Raw genomic sequence first — 16,161 nt, 5'->3', positions numbered from 1 at the left:
AAGCCGCATCGTGGGACAGAGTTGTCTCGAGATGCGGCTTTTTTACGCCTACAACTTACCCCAGAAAGTTTGCCACCGACTATAAACTCCAAACCGTACATATACGAGTCGAAAGAACGACTTATTCCTGAAGATTGACCACAAAATTCGTGCAATAAAAATCAATCTCCTTTTTATCTTCACGATCCCAGTTAGAAACAGTAAATCTGAAAGAACCTTCAATTGATTGGGAGTCAAGAGATCTGATTGTAAGCGTTCCTTCGGGAACCGTACGGGGATAGATTGTGAGCCCTGCCCGGTCGAACCGCGCATCCACGTCCTTAAGCCCATGCGATATCGTGTATAGCTTTCCTACCTCCAGGTCATCACCGCTGAGGCGCACTTCCGTTCCCTCATATTCACCTTCACCCTTGGCGAGCAGGAAAAAAGAGGGGGTATCCTTGTTCTGATAGAAATACATCTTTCGAAGCTGAATCTCTGTTCCCGGAGCATCACTGGGCTGATCAACGCGAAGGGTCGCATTTACTCTTCCGCGCCGTTCAGGAACCCCCTGATACTCCAATAACCTTTGCGCTTGCTTTTTCTCATCGCCAATCCACTCATCTTCCGAATTGATGATATTTTTAGCCTCTATGGAACTCATCGTTCTTACTCCCACTGTAAAAATAGAAACAGAAAATCCCATCACAGCAAAAGCAAGCTAAACCCTAAGCTCTATACGAACAACTGACATATATGACAGGTTGACATTCAGCTCATTTATATGGATTTTGAACGGTTTGCCTCTCCAATTAACCGTTCAACTTTTTCAGATTTGAGCCAACACTATTGCCGACCGGAGCGAGGTGACGGGAGAGATGTGAATGCTGCCGGTTCTCCTGGAAAAGCCTGGGTCAAAAGATCGCAGCCTTCGGCAGCTCCTACATTGATCATTTAAGCCGCCGGAACCTGCATTTTTTGATTCTTTGTCGTTCGATAATCGCCCATAACCTGCTTTCAGCAATTGAACCATCCTGTACATTCCACGCACCATCCGAACCACAAAACCAATAACAACAGGTTCGACACCATGCCCCCGCGCCCTGCCCTCTCCGGCTGATTCGCTTCGCTTTTCATGATTTCGACTGTTCGTCTGCAACCCCGGGTTGCGGCATTACCCCGTTTCATTCCCAAGAATTAGAGAGACCCGAGCCCATGACGCCTTCTCCCGCGCCGTACTTCGTTCCCAGCCTGATCGCCATTGCCCTGGCCTGCGCGGCCCTGCCCGCCAGCGCCGAGGAATCGGGTTTTGTCGAGGGCGCCAAGGTCAACCTGAACCTGCGCAACTTCTACATCAATCGCAACTTCACCAACCCGACCAAGGCCCAGAGCAAGGCTGAGGAGTGGACGCAAAGTTTCATCCTCGACGCCAAGTCCGGGTTCACCCAGGGCACCGTAGGTTTCGGCATGGATGTGCTGGGCTTGTATTCGGTGAAGCTCGATGGCGGCAAAGGCACCGGCGGGACGCAACTGCTGCCGCTGGACCATGACGGCCGCCCTGCCGACAACTTCGGCCGCACCAACGTGGCGTTCAAGGCGAAGCTGTCGCAGACCGAAATCAAGGTTGGGGAATGGATGCCGGTACTGCCAATCCTGCGTTCCGACGATGGTCGTTCGCTGCCGCAAACCTTCCGCGGCGGCCAGATCACGTCGAAGGAAATTGATGGCCTGACGCTCTACGGCGGCCAGTTCCGTCAGAACAGCCCGCGCGACGACAGCAGCATGAGCGACATGTCGATGACCGGCAAAGCCGCGTTCACCTCCGATCGTTTCAACTTCGAGGGCGGCGAGTACGTTTTCAATGACAAGCGCACTCAGATTGGTGTGTGGAACGCCGAGCTCAAGGACATCTACAGCCAGCAGTTCGTCAACCTGATCCACAGCCAACCGCTTGGTGACTGGACCCTGGGCGCCAACCTGGGTTTCTTCTACGGTAAGGATGACGGCAGCGCCCGGGCCGGTGAGCTGGACAACAAAACCCTGTACGGGTTGTTCTCGGCCAAATACGGCGGCCACACCTTCTACGTCGGCCTGCAGAAACTCACCGGCGACAGCGCCTGGATGCGGGTCAACGGCACCAGCGGCGGCACCCTGGCCAACGACAGTTACAACTCCAGCTACGATAATGCCCGGGAGAAATCCTGGCAGGTGCGCCACGACTACAACTTCGTCTCCCTCGGCATTCCTGGCCTGACCCTGATGAACCGCTATATCAGCGGCGACAATGTGCACACCGGCAGCGTCACCGACGGCAAGGAATGGGGACGTGAATCGGAACTGGGCTACACCGTGCAGAGCGGCGTGCTGAAAGACCTGAATCTGAAATGGCGCAACTCGACCATGCGCCGGGATTACAGCAACAACGAGTTCGATGAGAACCGGTTGATCATCAGCTATCCGATCAGCCTGCTGTAAAATCAAAAGATCGCAGCCTGCGGCAGCTCCTACAGGGGTTCACACCCTCCTGTAGGAGCGGCCGCAGGCTGCGATCTTTTTTAAGCCCTAACCTATTCCCGCGACTCGACCCCCAACTCATCCCACACCGACTCGGCCAGGTGGAAGGTCGCATTGGCCGCCGGAATGCCGCAGTAGATGGCGCTCTGCATGATCACTTCCTTGATCTCGCCACGGCTCACGCCGTTGTTGGCGGCGGCGCGCAGGTGCAGTTTGAGCTCGCCCTCGCGGTTCATGCCGATCAGCATGGCGATGGTGATCAGGCTGCGGGTATGGCGCGGCAGGCCCGGACGGGTCCAGATGTCGCCCCAGGCGTGGCGGGTGATCATCTCCTGAAACTCCGAGTTGAACTCGGTCAGGGTCGTCAGGCTGCGGTCGACATGCGCGTCTCCAAGGACCGCGCGACGGACCTTCATACCCTCGTCATAACGTTGTTTTTCGTCCACGGAAATCCCCTCAATCAGCCGACAGAAACGCCAGCACGCGCTCGCTGAACGCATCGCCTGCCTGGACGTTGGACAAATGCGCGGCGTAGAACTCGGCGTACTCGGCCCCGCGCACATGCTCTTGAATGAAATGCCCACCGGATGGCGGCGTCACCGCATCTTCGGTCCCGGCAATCACCAGCAACGGCGCCTTGATCGAGGACAACCGATCGCGGAAATCGGCATCACGCACCGCCGCGCAATTGGCCGCATAGCCTTCGGGCGAAGTGGCCGCGAGCATGTCGGTAATCTGCTTGGCCGCCGCCGGGTTGGCGGCAGAGAAGTCCGGAGTGAACCAGCGGGCAATCGAGGCATCGCGCAAGGCAACCATGGCCGCCTGACCATCACGCAGGACCATTTCGATACGCGGGTTCCACACGGACGGATCGCCGATTTTCGCCGCGGTGTTGCACACGATCAGCTTGTTCAGGCGCTCGTCGGCATTGATCCCCAACCACTGGCCAATCAGCCCGCCCATGGACAAGCCGCAGAAATGCGCGCGCTCGATGTGCAACGCATCCAGCAAGGCGAGCACGTCGCGGCCCAGTTGCTCGATGCTGTAAGGCCCCGGGGTCACCAATGACTGGCCATGACCGCGAGTGTCAAAACGCAACACGCGAAAATGCTCGGAGAACGCCGGGATTTGCGCGTCCCACATGTGCAGGTCGGTGCCCAAGGAGTTGGACAGCACCAGCACCGGCGCATCGACCGGTCCATCCAGTTGATAATGCAGTTCGCCCTCGGCGAGTTGTACAAAAGCCACAGCAATTCTCCTTCAGGCAGTCAATGCAGAATGTTCGGCCACCGCCCGCTCGACCCAGGTTTGGGCCTGGCCGAGGTAATGGGCAGGGTCCAGCAGATGATCGAGTTCAGCCGCCGACAGTTCGGCGGTCACTTGCGGTTCGTCGCCGAGCACCGCACGCAGGTGACGTTGTTCGGCCACCGCGCGTTTGCAGCAGCGTTCGAGCAGATGGTGTGCGGTATCGCGGCCAACCCGTTGGGCGAGGACAATACTCACCGCTTCGGCGAGCACCAGGCCCTGGGTCAGATCGAGGTTGTGCGCCATGCGCCCGGCATCCACTTCCAGCCCCTGGGCGATCAGCAACGCTTGCTGCAGGCTGCCCGAGACCAGGCAGCAAATCTCCGGCAGGGTTTCCCACTCGGCATGCCACAGGCCGAGACTGCGCTCGTGTTCCTGAGGCATGGCGCTGAACAATGTCGAGAGCAAACCGGGTACACGCGTCGCCGCGCCGATCAACACCGCCGCGCCCACCGGATTGCGCTTGTGCGGCATGGTCGAGGAGCCGCCCTTGCCCGGCGCCGAAGGTTCGAACACTTCGGCGGCTTCGGTTTGCATCAGCAGGCTGACGTCGCGACCCAGCTTGCCGAGACTGCCGGCGATCAACCCGAGCACCGCGCCGAACTCCACCACCCGATCGCGCTGGGTGTGCCACGGTTGCTCGGGCAAGGTCAGTTGCAGCTCTTCGGCCAGCGCCTGGGCAATCGGCATGGCCTGCTCGCCAAGTGCCGCGAGGGTGCCGGACGCACCGCCGAATTGCAGCACCAGCAGACGCGGTTTCAATTCGGCCAGGCGCTGGCGACTGCGGGTCACGGCGCCCAGCCAACCGGCGACTTTCATGCCGAGGGTCACCGGCGTCGCATGCTGCAACCAGGTGCGCCCGGCCAATGGCGTAGCCACATATCGTTCGGCCTGCGTCGCAAGGGTTTGCCCAAGTTGCGCCAGATCGCTTTCGATCAACTCCAGCGCACGACGCAATTGCAGCACCAGGCCGCTATCCATCACATCCTGGCTGGTCGCCCCCAGATGCACGTAACGCTCGGCTTCGGCATTCTGCGCAGCGATCTGCTTGCCCAGCGCCTTGACCAACGGAATCGCTGAGTTACCCGCCGTGGCAATCGCCTCGCCCAACGCCGCAAAGTCGTAGAGCCCGGCTCTGCAAGCCGCTTGGATCGGCGCGACAGCACTCGCCGGAATCAACCCGACCCGCGCTTCGGCCCGGGCCAGTGCCGCTTCAAAATCGAGCATGGCCTGGACCCGCCCCTGATCGCAGAACACGTCACGCATATCGCGGGCAGTGAAATAGGCATCGAACAATTGATTGCCCGGTCGCTGGTTCATAAACAATTCCTGGAAGCGCGGGCCGCTACAGCCCGCGCGAGAAAATCAAAGATCGTGATGCAGATACTTTGCCTGTTTCGGCAGACGCAGGCTGAACAGGAAGGCTATCGCCATCATCACCGTCACGTACCAGTAGAAGGAGTTTTCCATGCCCACGGCCTTGAGGCTCAAGGCCACATACTCCGCCGAACCACCGAAGATCGCATTCGCCACCGCATACGCCAGGCCGACACCCAATGCACGCACCTCCGGCGGAAACATCTCGGCTTTCACCAGGCCACTGATCGAGGTGTAGAAACTGACGATTGCCAGCGCCAGGGTAATCAGCACAAAGGCCAGGAACGGACTGCTGACACTTTTCAGGCTCAACAGGATCGGCACGGTGCACAGTGTGCCGAGGGCGCCGAACCAGAGCATCGAGTTACGCCGGCCGATCTTGTCGGCGAGCATGCCGAAGACCGGTTGCATGCACATGTAGAGGAACAGCGCGCCGGTCATGATGTAGCTGGCGGTCTTGGCCGGCATGCCGGCGGTATTCACCAGGTACTTCTGCATGTACGTGGTGAAGGTGTAGAAAATCAGCGAGCCACCGGCGGTGTAGCCGAGTACGGTGATGAACGCTGCCTTATGGTCGCGAAACAACGCGCTGATGCTGCCCGCGTCCTTGTTTTCGCGCATTTCCTTGCTGGAGGTTTCTTTCAGCGAACGACGCAAATACAGCGAAACCAGCGCCGCCATGGCACCAACCACGAAGGGAATCCGCCAACCGTAGGCACGCAACTCCTCTTCACTGAGGAACTGTTGCAGGATCACTACCACCAATACCGCCAGCAGTTGCCCGCCAATCAGCGTCACGTACTGGAACGATGCGAAGAAACCGCGCTGCCCCTTGAGGGCGACTTCACTCATGTAGGTGGCGGTGGTGCCGTACTCGCCACCTACCGACAGGCCCTGGAGCAAACGCGCAAACAGCAACAGGACTGGCGCCCAGATCCCGATGCTGCTGTAGGTCGGCAGGCAAGCGATAAGCAACGAGCCGAAACACATCATCAGAATCGAGATCAACATCGAATTCTTGCGCCCGTGCTTGTCTGCCAACCGACCGAAAATCCAGCCACCGATCGGTCGCATCAGGAACCCGGCGGCAAACACGCCCGCGGTATTGACCAACTGCACCGTGGGGTTGTCGGAGGGGAAAAAGGCCGGCGCGAAATAAAGCGCACTGAAGGCGTAGACGTAAAAGTCGAACCATTCGACCAGATTACCGGACGAGGCACCGACAATGGCGAAGATCCGCTTGCTGCGCTCCTCACCGGTATATAGCGGTTGTGTAGCGGTGGTCGTTGTCATTGTTTTCTACTCAATGGGGACAGTGAGAGTCTAGACATACTTTGCAACAGTCCCGTTCCACACAAAAGATCGCAGCCTGCGGCAGCTCCTACAAAGGCATGGGCTGCGATCTTTTGATCTGGATCTTAATAATCGAAGAACACCGTCTCCGCATCAGTGCCTTGCAGAATCACATTCCACTGATAAACACCCGACGCATCCTTCCTGGCCAGCAAGGTACCGCGACGCTCGGCCGGCACGTATTCCAGCAACGGATCGTTCACGTTGGCCGCCTCTCCATCAAAGTAGATCCGTGTCAGCAGGTGCTTCACCAGACCACGGGCAAACACCAGTACCACCAGGTGCGGTGCCTGAGTCGTGCCTTTGAGCCCCTCGACCGTTCCCGGCTTGATGGTCGTGAAACGAAAACGCCCTTCGGCATCCACCGGCACCCGGCCAAAGCCTTCGAAATTCGGGTCCAGGGGTTTTTCCTGGTCGTCCTCCGGATGGTCATACTTGCCCGCGGCATTGGCCTGCCAGACTTCCAGCATCGCGTCGTTGACGATGTCGCCGTTGCCATCGAGCACTTGCCCGGTGATCGCCACGCGCTCGCCCAGGGTTTGTTCGACGGTCAGGTCTTCGCGGTTCAGCCAGGTCAGGCCGATGTGGTAGTACGGCCCGACGGTGTGGGACGTGGTCGCAGTCAGCGTCATCTTATTTCTCCATCGGCGTGGCGTCGCGGCCGCGCAAAACGATGTCCCAGCGATAACCGAGGGCATAGGACGGGATGGTTTTTTCCAGGTCGAACGAGGCGATCAAGCGCTCTTTGGCGCGGGTATCGGGCACGCAGTTGTAGATCGGGTCGTACGCCAGCAGCGGGTCGCCCGGGAAATACATTTGCGTCACCAGGCGCGTCAGGATGCTCGGCCCGAACAGCGAGAAGTGGATGTGCGCCGGGCGCCAGGCGTTGTGGTGGTTGCCCCACGGATACGCACCAGGCTTGATGGTCTGGAACTGGTACCAGCCATCGGCGTCGGTCACGGTACGGCCGGTGCCTGTGAAGTTCGGGTCCAGCGGCGCGTCGTGCAGGTCACGGGCATGGGCATAGCGACCGGCGGCGTTGGCCTGCCAGATCTCCACCAGAATCCCCGGCACCGGCAGACCGTTTTCGTCCAGCACGCGGCCGTGAATGATGATGCGTTCACCCTGCGGCTGACCTTCGTGCTGAGCGGTGAGGTCATTGTCCTTCTCGTTGACGCGCTCGGCGCCGACGGTTGGCCCGGTGATTTCCGACAACGAATGGGGCAGAAACACCAACGGTTTGGACGGCGAGCGCAGGTTGGTGGATTGATAGGTCGGGTGCAGGTACTCCGGCTGAGTACCCTCCTGCGGGCGACGGTAACCAGGCTTGTCAGTCATTACTCTTTCCTCAGTTCTTATTTGCCGACAGGGTGTGTCAGACCCGTTCGATTGCCAAAGCCAGACCCTGGCCGACACCGACGCACATGGTCGCCAGACCTTTCTTGCCACCGGTCTTTTCCAGCTGATGCAACGCCGTCAGCACCAGACGCGCACCACTCATGCCCAACGGATGGCCCAGGGCAATCGCGCCACCGTTCGGGTTGACCTGGGCGGCATCGTCGGCGATCCCCAGTTCACGCAGTACCGCCAAGCCCTGGCTGGCGAAGGCTTCGTTGAGTTCGATCACGTCGAAATCGCTGACTGCCACGCCGAGGCGCTCGGTCAGTTTGCGCACCGCCGGCACCGGGCCGATGCCCATCACCCGCGGTGCAACACCGGCGCTGGCCATGCCCAGCACTTTGGCGCGAGCGGTCAGGCCGTGTTTCTTCACGGCTTCGGCCGAGGCCAGGATCAATGCGGCAGCACCGTCGTTCACACCCGAGGCATTGCCGGCGGTGACGGTTTTGTCGGGGCCGTTGACCGGTTTCAGTTTGGTCAGAGCTTCCAGGGTGGTGTCGGCGCGAGGGTGCTCGTCCTGGCTGACCACGGTTTCACCCTTTTTATGGGCTACGCGCACTTCGACGATTTCTTCGGCGAAGAACCCGGCAGCTTGCGCGACGGCAGTGCGCTGCTGGCTGCGCAGGGCAAAGGCGTCCTGATCTGCGCGGGAGACTTTGTAGTCGTCAGCGACGTTGTCAGCGGTCTGCGGCATTGCATCCACGCCGTACTGGGCTTTCATCAGCGGGTTGATGAAGCGCCAGCCGATGGTGGTGTCTTCGAGTTTCATGTTGCGCGAGAACGCCGCGTCGGCCTTGCCCATCACGAACGGCGCACGGGACATCGACTCGACGCCGCCGGCAATCGCCAGCTCCATCTCGCCGCTGGCGATGGCGCGGAACGCGGTGCCGATGGCATCCATGCCCGAAGCGCAAAGGCGGTTGAGGGTCACGCCGGGAATGGTTTCCGGCAGCCCCGCCAACAGCAGCGCCATGCGCGCAACGTTGCGGTTGTCTTCGCCAGCCTGGTTGGCGCAGCCGAGGAACACCTCGTCCACGGCGCTCCAGTCCACCGACGGGTTGCGCTCTATCAAGGCCTTGATCGGCACGGCGGCCAGGTCGTCGGCACGCACCGTCGACAGACCGCCGCCGAAACGGCCGATGGGGGTACGAATCGCGTCGCAGATATAAACGTCACGCATCACGCTTCTCCGGGGGCTTGGCCGTGGGCCGCTGCAGTACGGGCTTCGAGATCGCGCAGCGCGGTCAGTTCGACGTCGGTCGGCTCGGCGGTGGTTGCAACGCTGTCGGCAAAGCGAATCGCCCAACCGGTGGCGGCGACCACTTGCTCGCGGGTCACGCCCGGGTGCAGTGCAGTGACCACGAACTCATGGGTGCCCGCTTCCGGCTCCATGATGCACAGGTCTGTAATGATGCCGACCGGACCAGCGCCTGGCAGGCCGAGACGCTTGCGCGAATCACCGCCCTCGCCGTGGCCGACCGAGGTAATGAAGTCGAGTTTGTCGACAAAGGAGCGCGCCGACTGCTTGAGGATAATCAACACGCTCTTGGCGGAACCGGCAATCTCAGGCGCGCCGCCGGCACCCGGCAGACGCACTTTCGGTGCGTGGTAATTGCCGACCACGGTGGTGTTGATGTTGCCGAAGCGGTCGACCTGCGCCGCCCCGAGGAAGCCGACGTCGATGCGCCCGCCCTGCAGCCAGTAGCGGAAAATCTCGCCGGTCGGGACCACGGTATCGGCGGTTTCCGCCAATTCACCGTCACCGATCGATAGCGGCAATACGCTCGGCTTGGCACCGATCGGACCCGATTCGTAGATCAATACCACATCAGGCGAAGACGTCAGGCGCGCCAGGTTGGCCGCTTTCGATGGCAGGCCGATGCCCACGAAGCATACCGAACCGTTCTTCAGGCGGCGAGCGGCGGCGACGGTCATCATTTCATTGGTGGTGTAAGTCATTACTTCGCCTCCGAAGCGGCGGCCAGTTTGGCCTGGAACTCGCTGAAGTCAGCGCTGCCGTGGATGTATTCGTTGATCCACGCGGTGAAGGTTTCACGGTCGCGGGCAATCGGGTCCCAGGCCTGGTAGAAGCGGTTGTCGCGTTCGGTGTAACCGTGGGCGTAGGACGGATGCGCACCACCTGGCACATGGCAAACCGCGCTCAAGGCCCAGGTCGGCAACACGCAGGCGTTCATCGGTGCATTCAGGTCGTCGACGATCTCTTCAACGGTGACGATGCAACGCTTGGCGGCCAGTGCGGCTTCTTTTTGCACGCCGAGAATGCCCCAGAGCAGCACGTTGCCTTTGCGGTCGGCTTTCTGCGCATGGATCACGGTGATGTCCGGACGCACCGAAGGCACGGCGGCCAGCACTTCACCGGTGAACGGGCAGGTAACGGACTTGATCAGCGGGTTGACCTTCGGCAGGTCGGAACCGGCGTAGGCACGCAGCACCGCGAATGGCAGGCCGGAAGCGCCGGCGACGTAGGCATTGGCCAGGTCGGCATGGCTGTGCTCTTCGATTTCCAGCGGGTGCGGCCACTGTTTCTCGACGGCGTCACGCAGGCGATGCAGGGAGCCGACACCCGGGTTGCCGCCCCAGGAGAAAATCAGCTTGCGGGCACAACCGGCACCGATCAACTGGTCGTAGATCAGGTCAGGGGTCATCCGCACCAGGGTCAGGTCTTTCTTGCCCTGGCGAATGATTTCGTGACCCGCAGCCGTCGGGATCAGGTGGGTGAAGCCTTCGAGCGCGACAGTATCGCCGTCGTTCACGAATTGCTTCACCGCGTCGTGCAGCGAAAGAATTTCAGCCATTGGGGCAGGCTCCCGTTTGTTGTTAACCGACAGTGGAAGAAGGCGCCGATGCGCAGCGCCGGAATGACTGAAGGTTAAGCCTGTGCAAAACACCAAACAATCCGATAATCGACTAACCGTTCGATAATCGAACGCATTGTTGTTTGGCTATCCTTTTGTTCAGCCCCATAAAGATCGCAGCCTGCGGCAGCTCCTACAGGTGCATGAATTCCCCTGTAGGAGCTGCCGCAGGCTGCGATCTTTTCTGGCTACCCCCCTATTTCAACGCCGAATCAGGTCGCATCCGCATGACTGACCAACCCCTTGATCACCACGGCCGCAGTCGCCAGCGCCGCCGGAATCACCAGTGCCGTCAGCACTTGCTCGAAGTTCCAGCCCAGCCCCAGCAGCGTCGCGCCCATCCACGCCCCGAGGATGGCGCCGAAGCGGCCGATCCCGAGCATCCACGACACGCCAGTGGCCCGCCCCTGAGTCGGGTAAAACCGCGCCGCCAGTGACGGCATCGCCGATTGCGCACCGTTGACACACATCCCCGCCACCAGCACCAGCGTCGCCAGTATTGTGATGTTGCCCAGGCTCTGCCCCACCGCGTAGGCAAACACCCCGGCCAGCAGGTAGAAAATGCCGATGACCTTGTGCGGATTGAACCGGTCCATCGCCCAGCCCACGCCCACCGCACTCAACACGCCACCGAACTGGAACAGCGCGCCGATGAAGGCGGCCTGTTCCATGCTCGCGCCACTGTCGCGCATCAGCGTCGGCAGCCAGCTGGTCAGCAGGTAGACGATCACCAGGCCCATGAAGTAGGTCAGCCACAGCAGCAAGGTGCCGACGCTGTAGGTGCCGGAAAAGATCACCGCAAACACATTGCGCGCCTTCACTGTCTTCTGTTCCGGCACGCTGAAGCTGGACGCCTGGGCCACCACCGTCGGGTCAATCGGCGCCAGTGTCTTGCGTACCTTGTCCGTACCGCGGTTACGCACCACCAGGTAACGCGCCGACTCCGGCAGCCAGAACAGTAATACGACGGCGAGGATCAGCGGCAGGACTCCGCCGATCAGCAACAGGCTGTGCCAGCCAAAGGCCGGAATGAGCTTGGCCGAGATAAAGCCGCCGCCGGCCATGCCGAGGTTGAAACCGCAGAACATGCTGGTCACCAGCAAGGACTTCTTGCGCTCCGGGGTGTACTCCGACAGCAGGGTCGTGGCGTTCGGCATGCCGGCGCCCAGGCCCAGCCCGGTTAAAAAGCGCAACACCAGCAATTGCTCGACGTTGGTGCTGTAGGCCGAAGCCAGGCTGAAGGCACCGAACAACAACACCGCCCCGACCAGTACGACTTTTCGCCCAAAGCGGTCAGCCAATGGCCCGGAGCCCAGTGCACCAAAGACCATGCCGATCAGAGCCGCGCTCATCACCGGGCCGAGGCTGGCGCGATCGATTCCCCAATCCTGCGACAGAGCCGGCGCAATGAATCCCATGGCCGCGGTATCGAGGCCGTCGAGAAAGACAATCAGGAAACACAGGATGACTACCCGCCACTGGTAGCGCGAAATGGGCTGAGCATTGATGAAGGACTGCACGTCAAGGCAGTTTCCTACAGCAGACTGGGGCTGGTTCATTATTTTTATTCCGTGGATCACAGTCGAAAGGGGCCAGCCGGGGCTGACGCAGACGCGACATTAATGACCCACAGGAAACAGCGTCAATTCGCCAAACGTAACTCTGTGCGTTTATCGAACAGCTTAGGTGAACAGTTGGGTGCTGAGGTCGCGGCTGGCACTCAGCAGGCCAGGCAGGAAGCGCTGTTCCAGCTCGTTACGACTGACTCGCCCGGCGTGGGTGCTGACATTGAGAGCCGCGACCACCTGGCCGGAGGCGTCGTACACCGGGACGGCAATCGAGCGCAGTCCCTGCTCAAGTTCCTGGTCGACAATGCACCAGCCTTGCTGTCGGACCTCTTGCAGGCATTCGAGCAATGCCTCAGGGGTGTGAATCGTGCGACTCGTCTTGGCCTGCAGTTCGGCGTGCTCCAGGTATTCGCCCAGCGACGTGTCATCCAGTGCAGCCAGCAGGATCCGCCCCATCGACGTGCAATAGGCCGGCAGGCGCCCACCCACCGACAGGTCCACCGAAATCAGGCGCTGGGTGGTCGCGGAGCGGGCGATGTACAGAATGTCGTCACCTTCAAGCGTGGCCATGTTGCAGGCCTCGTGCAGCTGTTCGCTCATGCGGTCCAAGTAAGGCTGGGCGGAAACCGCCAGCGGCGTTGATGACACATAGGCATGACCGAGGGTCAGCACTTTGGGCAGCAACGAATAGGTGCGGCCATCGGTGGTGGCGTAGCCGAGTTTGATCAGGGTGTGCAGGCAACGGCGCACGGCGGCGCGGGGAATTTCCGTGCGGTGGCTGATCTGGGCGATGGTCAGGTGCCGTTTGCGTTCCTGGAATGCTTGCACCACAGCCAGGCCACGGGCCAGGGACGTCATGAAATCCGGGTCGCCGGTCAGTGCCTGGATCCGTTTGGCCGGCGAGGCAACGATGGGGGGAGCCACTGAAGCGAAGGAATTGCGCATTTGATCGTTCATACAAGGTCCTTTTACCCACTCGGATCAGCGACTATTACAAAGGGCTACCGCCTGGCACTCAAGCCCGGCCCGTCAACTCCGGGCGATTATCGAACGATCGACCGATAATCGCAATCAGTCGTGCCAATCAGCCCGTCCGCTGATGTCCGGTTTTTCGCTGGATCACCAACTCGTTTACAGCCGATCGACCCAGGAATTAATGAGACATTCTAAATACGGTAACTTGTTCGACTTAATGGCGTCAGAAAGGCATCGCAGCAATCAGGATCAGTCGGCGTTCTAGTAGAACGTAAAATTCCGCACAACAAAACTGCGCCCCCAAGACCGGCTTTTAACTCTTTGGAGATAGTGTTCTTCAAATAGGCCGCTATAATACAATTCAGTAGCACTCCGGTTTTTTTACTTGCCGGACCTGCTACCCGGCAATGCGATGTTCCATCTCCGTTGCCCGTTGCAAGCGCCAGATCTGCATTGCACTGCCTTGCCAGTGCGCTTGCTGAAACAGGAAACTGAAGCTACGTCAGCTGTTTATCTCTGGTGCCGTGGCCGCCTGTGACATGGAAGTATTGATCCCGGTTGTTGCCAAAACGATGCCTTGACGGGCATTGCCCATTCGGCGGACGTGATCAATCGATTTGATGCAGCGCGTTTTCACCAGAATTTATCCCAACTCAATCAGGTAGCACTGTGACGAAAGACGAACTGCGCGCGGAACTAGAGCGCCAGGAACAACGCTACAAGGAAGTTTACGGCGGAGAAGTCACCACTTACGCCGCTCAACCCGAACCGGAACGTAAACCCTGGCGTAAACGCGCCACCGTTCAGGATCAGGTTTTCCAGCAAGAACTTGAAAAGATGGAAAAGGAACTCAAAGCCGAAGAGCCATGACTGCTTCGGCCTGAACCTTACAAGGATCTGGCTCTGCACCTGTTAAAAGCGGGATGTAGGGAGGTCGCCTTGCGCGCCCGCTACGAGCGGGCTGCGGCCACTGCCCTCCCCGGATGAAGGCAGATTTTGATATCTGACGTATTTCTCAGATATTTCTTACAGGCATTCGACCCCATCCTTCAGCGGTGCGAATCCCTTGCTGCGGCGATCTTTTCAAGCAAAATCAACAAGTTAAAAAACACAGCAAAACCCTTGGGCTTTGGGTGCCGCGGCAAAAAATTTCGTTGAAGAATGTTACCGATGAGCAGCTAGTGCATTGATTAGCAGTCTTTTCTGGCATAATCGCGCCCCCTTATGACCGGGTCAGAAAACCTTCATGATCGATTTATTCAGCGGACTGGATGCTTGGGTGCTTGTGAGCCTCTTGCTCGCCCTGGCCTTTGTCCTCGCCTTCGAGTTCATCAACGGCTTTCATGACACTGCTAACGCGGTGGCCACCGTTATCTACACCAAAGCCATGCCGCCTCACCTGGCGGTGTTTTTCTCAGGGGTGTTCAACTTCCTCGGCGTGCTGCTGGGCGGGGTCGGCGTGGCGTATGCCATCGTCCACCTGCTGCCGGTAGAACTGCTGATCAATGTGAACACCGGTCACGGACTGGCCATGGTGTTCTCGTTGCTCGCCGCCGCCATTACCTGGAACCTGGGCACCTGGTACTTCGGTATTCCCGCTTCCAGTTCCCACACGCTGATCGGTTCGATCCTCGGTGTCGGCCTGGCCAATGCCCTGATCAACGATATTCCGTTGGCCGACGGCGTGAACTGGCAAAAGGCGATCGATATCGCCATGTCACTGGTGTTCTCACCAATGGCAGGTTTCCTGATCGCCGCGTTGATCCTGATCGGCCTTAAATGGTGGCGTCCGCTGTCGAAGATGCACAAGACACCGGAACAGCGCCGCAAGATCGACGACAAGAAGCATCCGCCGTTCTGGAATCGCCTGGTACTGGTGATCTCGGCCATGGCCGTGAGTTTCGTGCACGGTTCCAACGATGGCCAGAAGGGTATCGGCCTGATCATGCTGGTCCTGATCGGTATCGTGCCGGCGCAGTTCGTCCTCGACCTGAACAGCACGACCTATCAGATCGAGCGTACCCGCGACGCCACGTTGCACCTGAGCCAGTTCTACCAGCGCAACTCGGAAACCCTGGGCGAGTTCCTGGCCCTGGGCAAGAGCGTGGAAGGCGATCTGCCGGAGAAATTCCGTTGCAACCCGCAACAGACCGAACCGACCATCACCGCCCTGCTCGCCACCCTCAAGGGTGTAGCCGACTACCACTCGCTGCCGTCGGAAAGCCGCATCGAAGTACGTCGTTACCTGCTTTGCCTGGACGACACGGCGAAGAAAGTCAGCAAGTTGCCAACCCTCGGCGCCCGTGAAAAGGCTGACCTGGACAAACTGCGCAAGGACCTGACCACTACCACTGAATACGCTCCGTTCTGGGTGATTCTGGCGGTTGCACTGGCCCTGGGCCTGGGCACCATGGTTGGCTGGAAACGCGTGGTACTGACCATTGGCGAGAAGATCGGCAAGCAGGGCATGACTTACTCTCAAGGCATGTCGGCGCAGATCACCACCGCCAGCCTGATCGGCATGGCGAACATCTTCAGCCTGCCGGTTTCCACCACCCACGTGCTGTCCTCGGGCGTGGCGGGTACCATGGTCGCCAATAAAAGCGGCCTGCAAGGCGGCACCGTCAGAACCATCCTGCTGGCCTGGGTATTGACCCTGCCAGCCACCGTGGCCCTGTCGGCCGGGTTGTTCTGGCTCGCTTCGAAGGCGCTTGGCAGCTGACTGGCAGCCAAACCAAAAAAGGCGCGCTCCGCAAGGAACGCGCCTTTTTTATTACCGCCCCCCCTGTAGGAGCTGCCGCAGGCTGCGATCTTTT

General features: G+C 59.8%; 15 protein-coding genes. 3 read left to right on the top strand and 12 right to left on the bottom strand.

Annotated features, from left to right (window positions below; genetic code table 11):
• Window positions 1-121 precede the first annotated feature (121 nt).
• Window positions 122-643 carry a hypothetical protein gene (locus tag KW846_RS23195; RefSeq protein WP_218485592.1) on the bottom strand — a complete coding sequence of 174 codons (522 nt, stop codon included), beginning with the start codon at window positions 641-643 and terminating at the stop codon, window positions 122-124.
• A gap of 551 nt (window positions 644-1,194) precedes the next feature.
• On the opposite strand from KW846_RS23195, the gene KW846_RS23190 reads away from it, so the two are divergent.
• Window positions 1,195-2,454 (top strand): OprD family porin, encoded by a 1,260-nt coding sequence (locus KW846_RS23190; protein WP_218485590.1) that lies wholly within the window; start codon window positions 1,195-1,197, stop codon window positions 2,452-2,454.
• Between the two features lie 92 nt (window positions 2,455-2,546).
• Here KW846_RS23190 and pcaC read toward each other — a convergent pair whose 3' ends face one another.
• The 11 genes from pcaC to pcaR all read right to left on the bottom strand — a co-directional run bounded on the left by pcaC (window position 2,547) and on the right by pcaR (window position 13,327).
• Window positions 2,547-2,939 carry a 4-carboxymuconolactone decarboxylase gene (gene pcaC, locus KW846_RS23185; RefSeq protein ID WP_007976697.1) on the bottom strand — a complete coding sequence of 131 codons (393 nt, stop codon included), beginning with the start codon at window positions 2,937-2,939 and terminating at the stop codon, window positions 2,547-2,549.
• Window positions 2,940-2,949: 10 nt separating this feature from the next.
• Window positions 2,950-3,741 (bottom strand): 3-oxoadipate enol-lactonase, encoded by a 792-nt coding sequence (gene pcaD, locus KW846_RS23180; protein ID WP_218485589.1) that lies wholly within the window; start codon window positions 3,739-3,741, stop codon window positions 2,950-2,952.
• A gap of 12 nt (window positions 3,742-3,753) precedes the next feature.
• The gene (locus tag KW846_RS23175; protein ID WP_218485587.1) at window positions 3,754-5,118 is read right to left on the bottom strand and encodes a 3-carboxy-cis,cis-muconate cycloisomerase; all 1,365 of its coding nucleotides are present in this window, start codon (window positions 5,116-5,118) and stop codon (window positions 3,754-3,756) included.
• A gap of 45 nt (window positions 5,119-5,163) precedes the next feature.
• The gene (locus tag KW846_RS23170) at window positions 5,164-6,468 is read right to left on the bottom strand and encodes an MFS family transporter (protein WP_218485584.1); all 1,305 of its coding nucleotides are present in this window, start codon (window positions 6,466-6,468) and stop codon (window positions 5,164-5,166) included.
• A 125-nt stretch (window positions 6,469-6,593) separates the two neighbouring features.
• Window positions 6,594-7,160 carry a protocatechuate 3,4-dioxygenase subunit alpha gene (pcaG, locus tag KW846_RS23165; protein WP_218485582.1) on the bottom strand — a complete coding sequence of 189 codons (567 nt, stop codon included), beginning with the start codon at window positions 7,158-7,160 and terminating at the stop codon, window positions 6,594-6,596.
• Between the two features lies 1 nt (window position 7,161).
• A complete protein-coding gene (gene pcaH, locus KW846_RS23160) occupies window positions 7,162-7,866 on the bottom strand; it encodes a protocatechuate 3,4-dioxygenase subunit beta (RefSeq protein ID WP_007976686.1) in 705 nt (234 codons plus the stop codon).
• A 37-nt stretch (window positions 7,867-7,903) separates the two neighbouring features.
• Window positions 7,904-9,109: a 3-oxoadipyl-CoA thiolase gene (gene pcaF / locus KW846_RS23155; RefSeq protein ID WP_218485581.1), complete on the bottom strand. Its 1,206-nt coding sequence runs from the start codon at window positions 9,107-9,109 to the stop codon at window positions 7,904-7,906.
• Window positions 9,106-9,885, bottom strand: a complete 780-nt coding sequence (locus tag KW846_RS23150; RefSeq protein WP_218485579.1) for a CoA-transferase subunit beta — start codon at window positions 9,883-9,885, stop codon at window positions 9,106-9,108. Before KW846_RS23150 ends, pcaF begins: the two co-directional genes overlap by 4 nt.
• Window positions 9,885-10,742 (bottom strand): CoA transferase subunit A, encoded by an 858-nt coding sequence (locus tag KW846_RS23145; RefSeq protein ID WP_007976681.1) that lies wholly within the window; start codon window positions 10,740-10,742, stop codon window positions 9,885-9,887. Before KW846_RS23145 ends, KW846_RS23150 begins: the two co-directional genes overlap by 1 nt.
• A gap of 272 nt (window positions 10,743-11,014) precedes the next feature.
• Window positions 11,015-12,361 carry an MFS transporter gene (locus tag KW846_RS23140; protein ID WP_218485578.1) on the bottom strand — a complete coding sequence of 449 codons (1,347 nt, stop codon included), beginning with the start codon at window positions 12,359-12,361 and terminating at the stop codon, window positions 11,015-11,017.
• 123 nt (window positions 12,362-12,484) lie between these two features.
• Complete coding sequence (gene pcaR / locus KW846_RS23135; RefSeq protein WP_095965104.1) at window positions 12,485-13,327, bottom strand: pca regulon transcriptional regulator PcaR; 843 nt, start codon at window positions 13,325-13,327, stop codon at window positions 12,485-12,487.
• Between the two features lie 687 nt (window positions 13,328-14,014).
• On the opposite strand from pcaR, the gene KW846_RS23130 reads away from it, so the two are divergent.
• A complete protein-coding gene (locus KW846_RS23130) occupies window positions 14,015-14,215 on the top strand; it encodes a hypothetical protein (protein ID WP_007976673.1) in 201 nt (66 codons plus the stop codon).
• 376 nt (window positions 14,216-14,591) lie between these two features.
• Window positions 14,592-16,067 (top strand): inorganic phosphate transporter, encoded by a 1,476-nt coding sequence (locus tag KW846_RS23125; RefSeq protein ID WP_218485576.1) that lies wholly within the window; start codon window positions 14,592-14,594, stop codon window positions 16,065-16,067.
• Window positions 16,068-16,161: the final 94 nt, after the last annotated feature.

This window comes from Pseudomonas sp. PDM32 (assembly GCF_019219225.1).
GTDB classification, from domain to species: Bacteria; Pseudomonadota; Gammaproteobacteria; order Pseudomonadales; family Pseudomonadaceae; genus Aquipseudomonas; species Aquipseudomonas laurylsulfatiphila.
The sequence above is the reverse complement of the archived record's forward strand: the minus strand, read 5'-3'. Positions and strand labels throughout refer to the sequence as shown.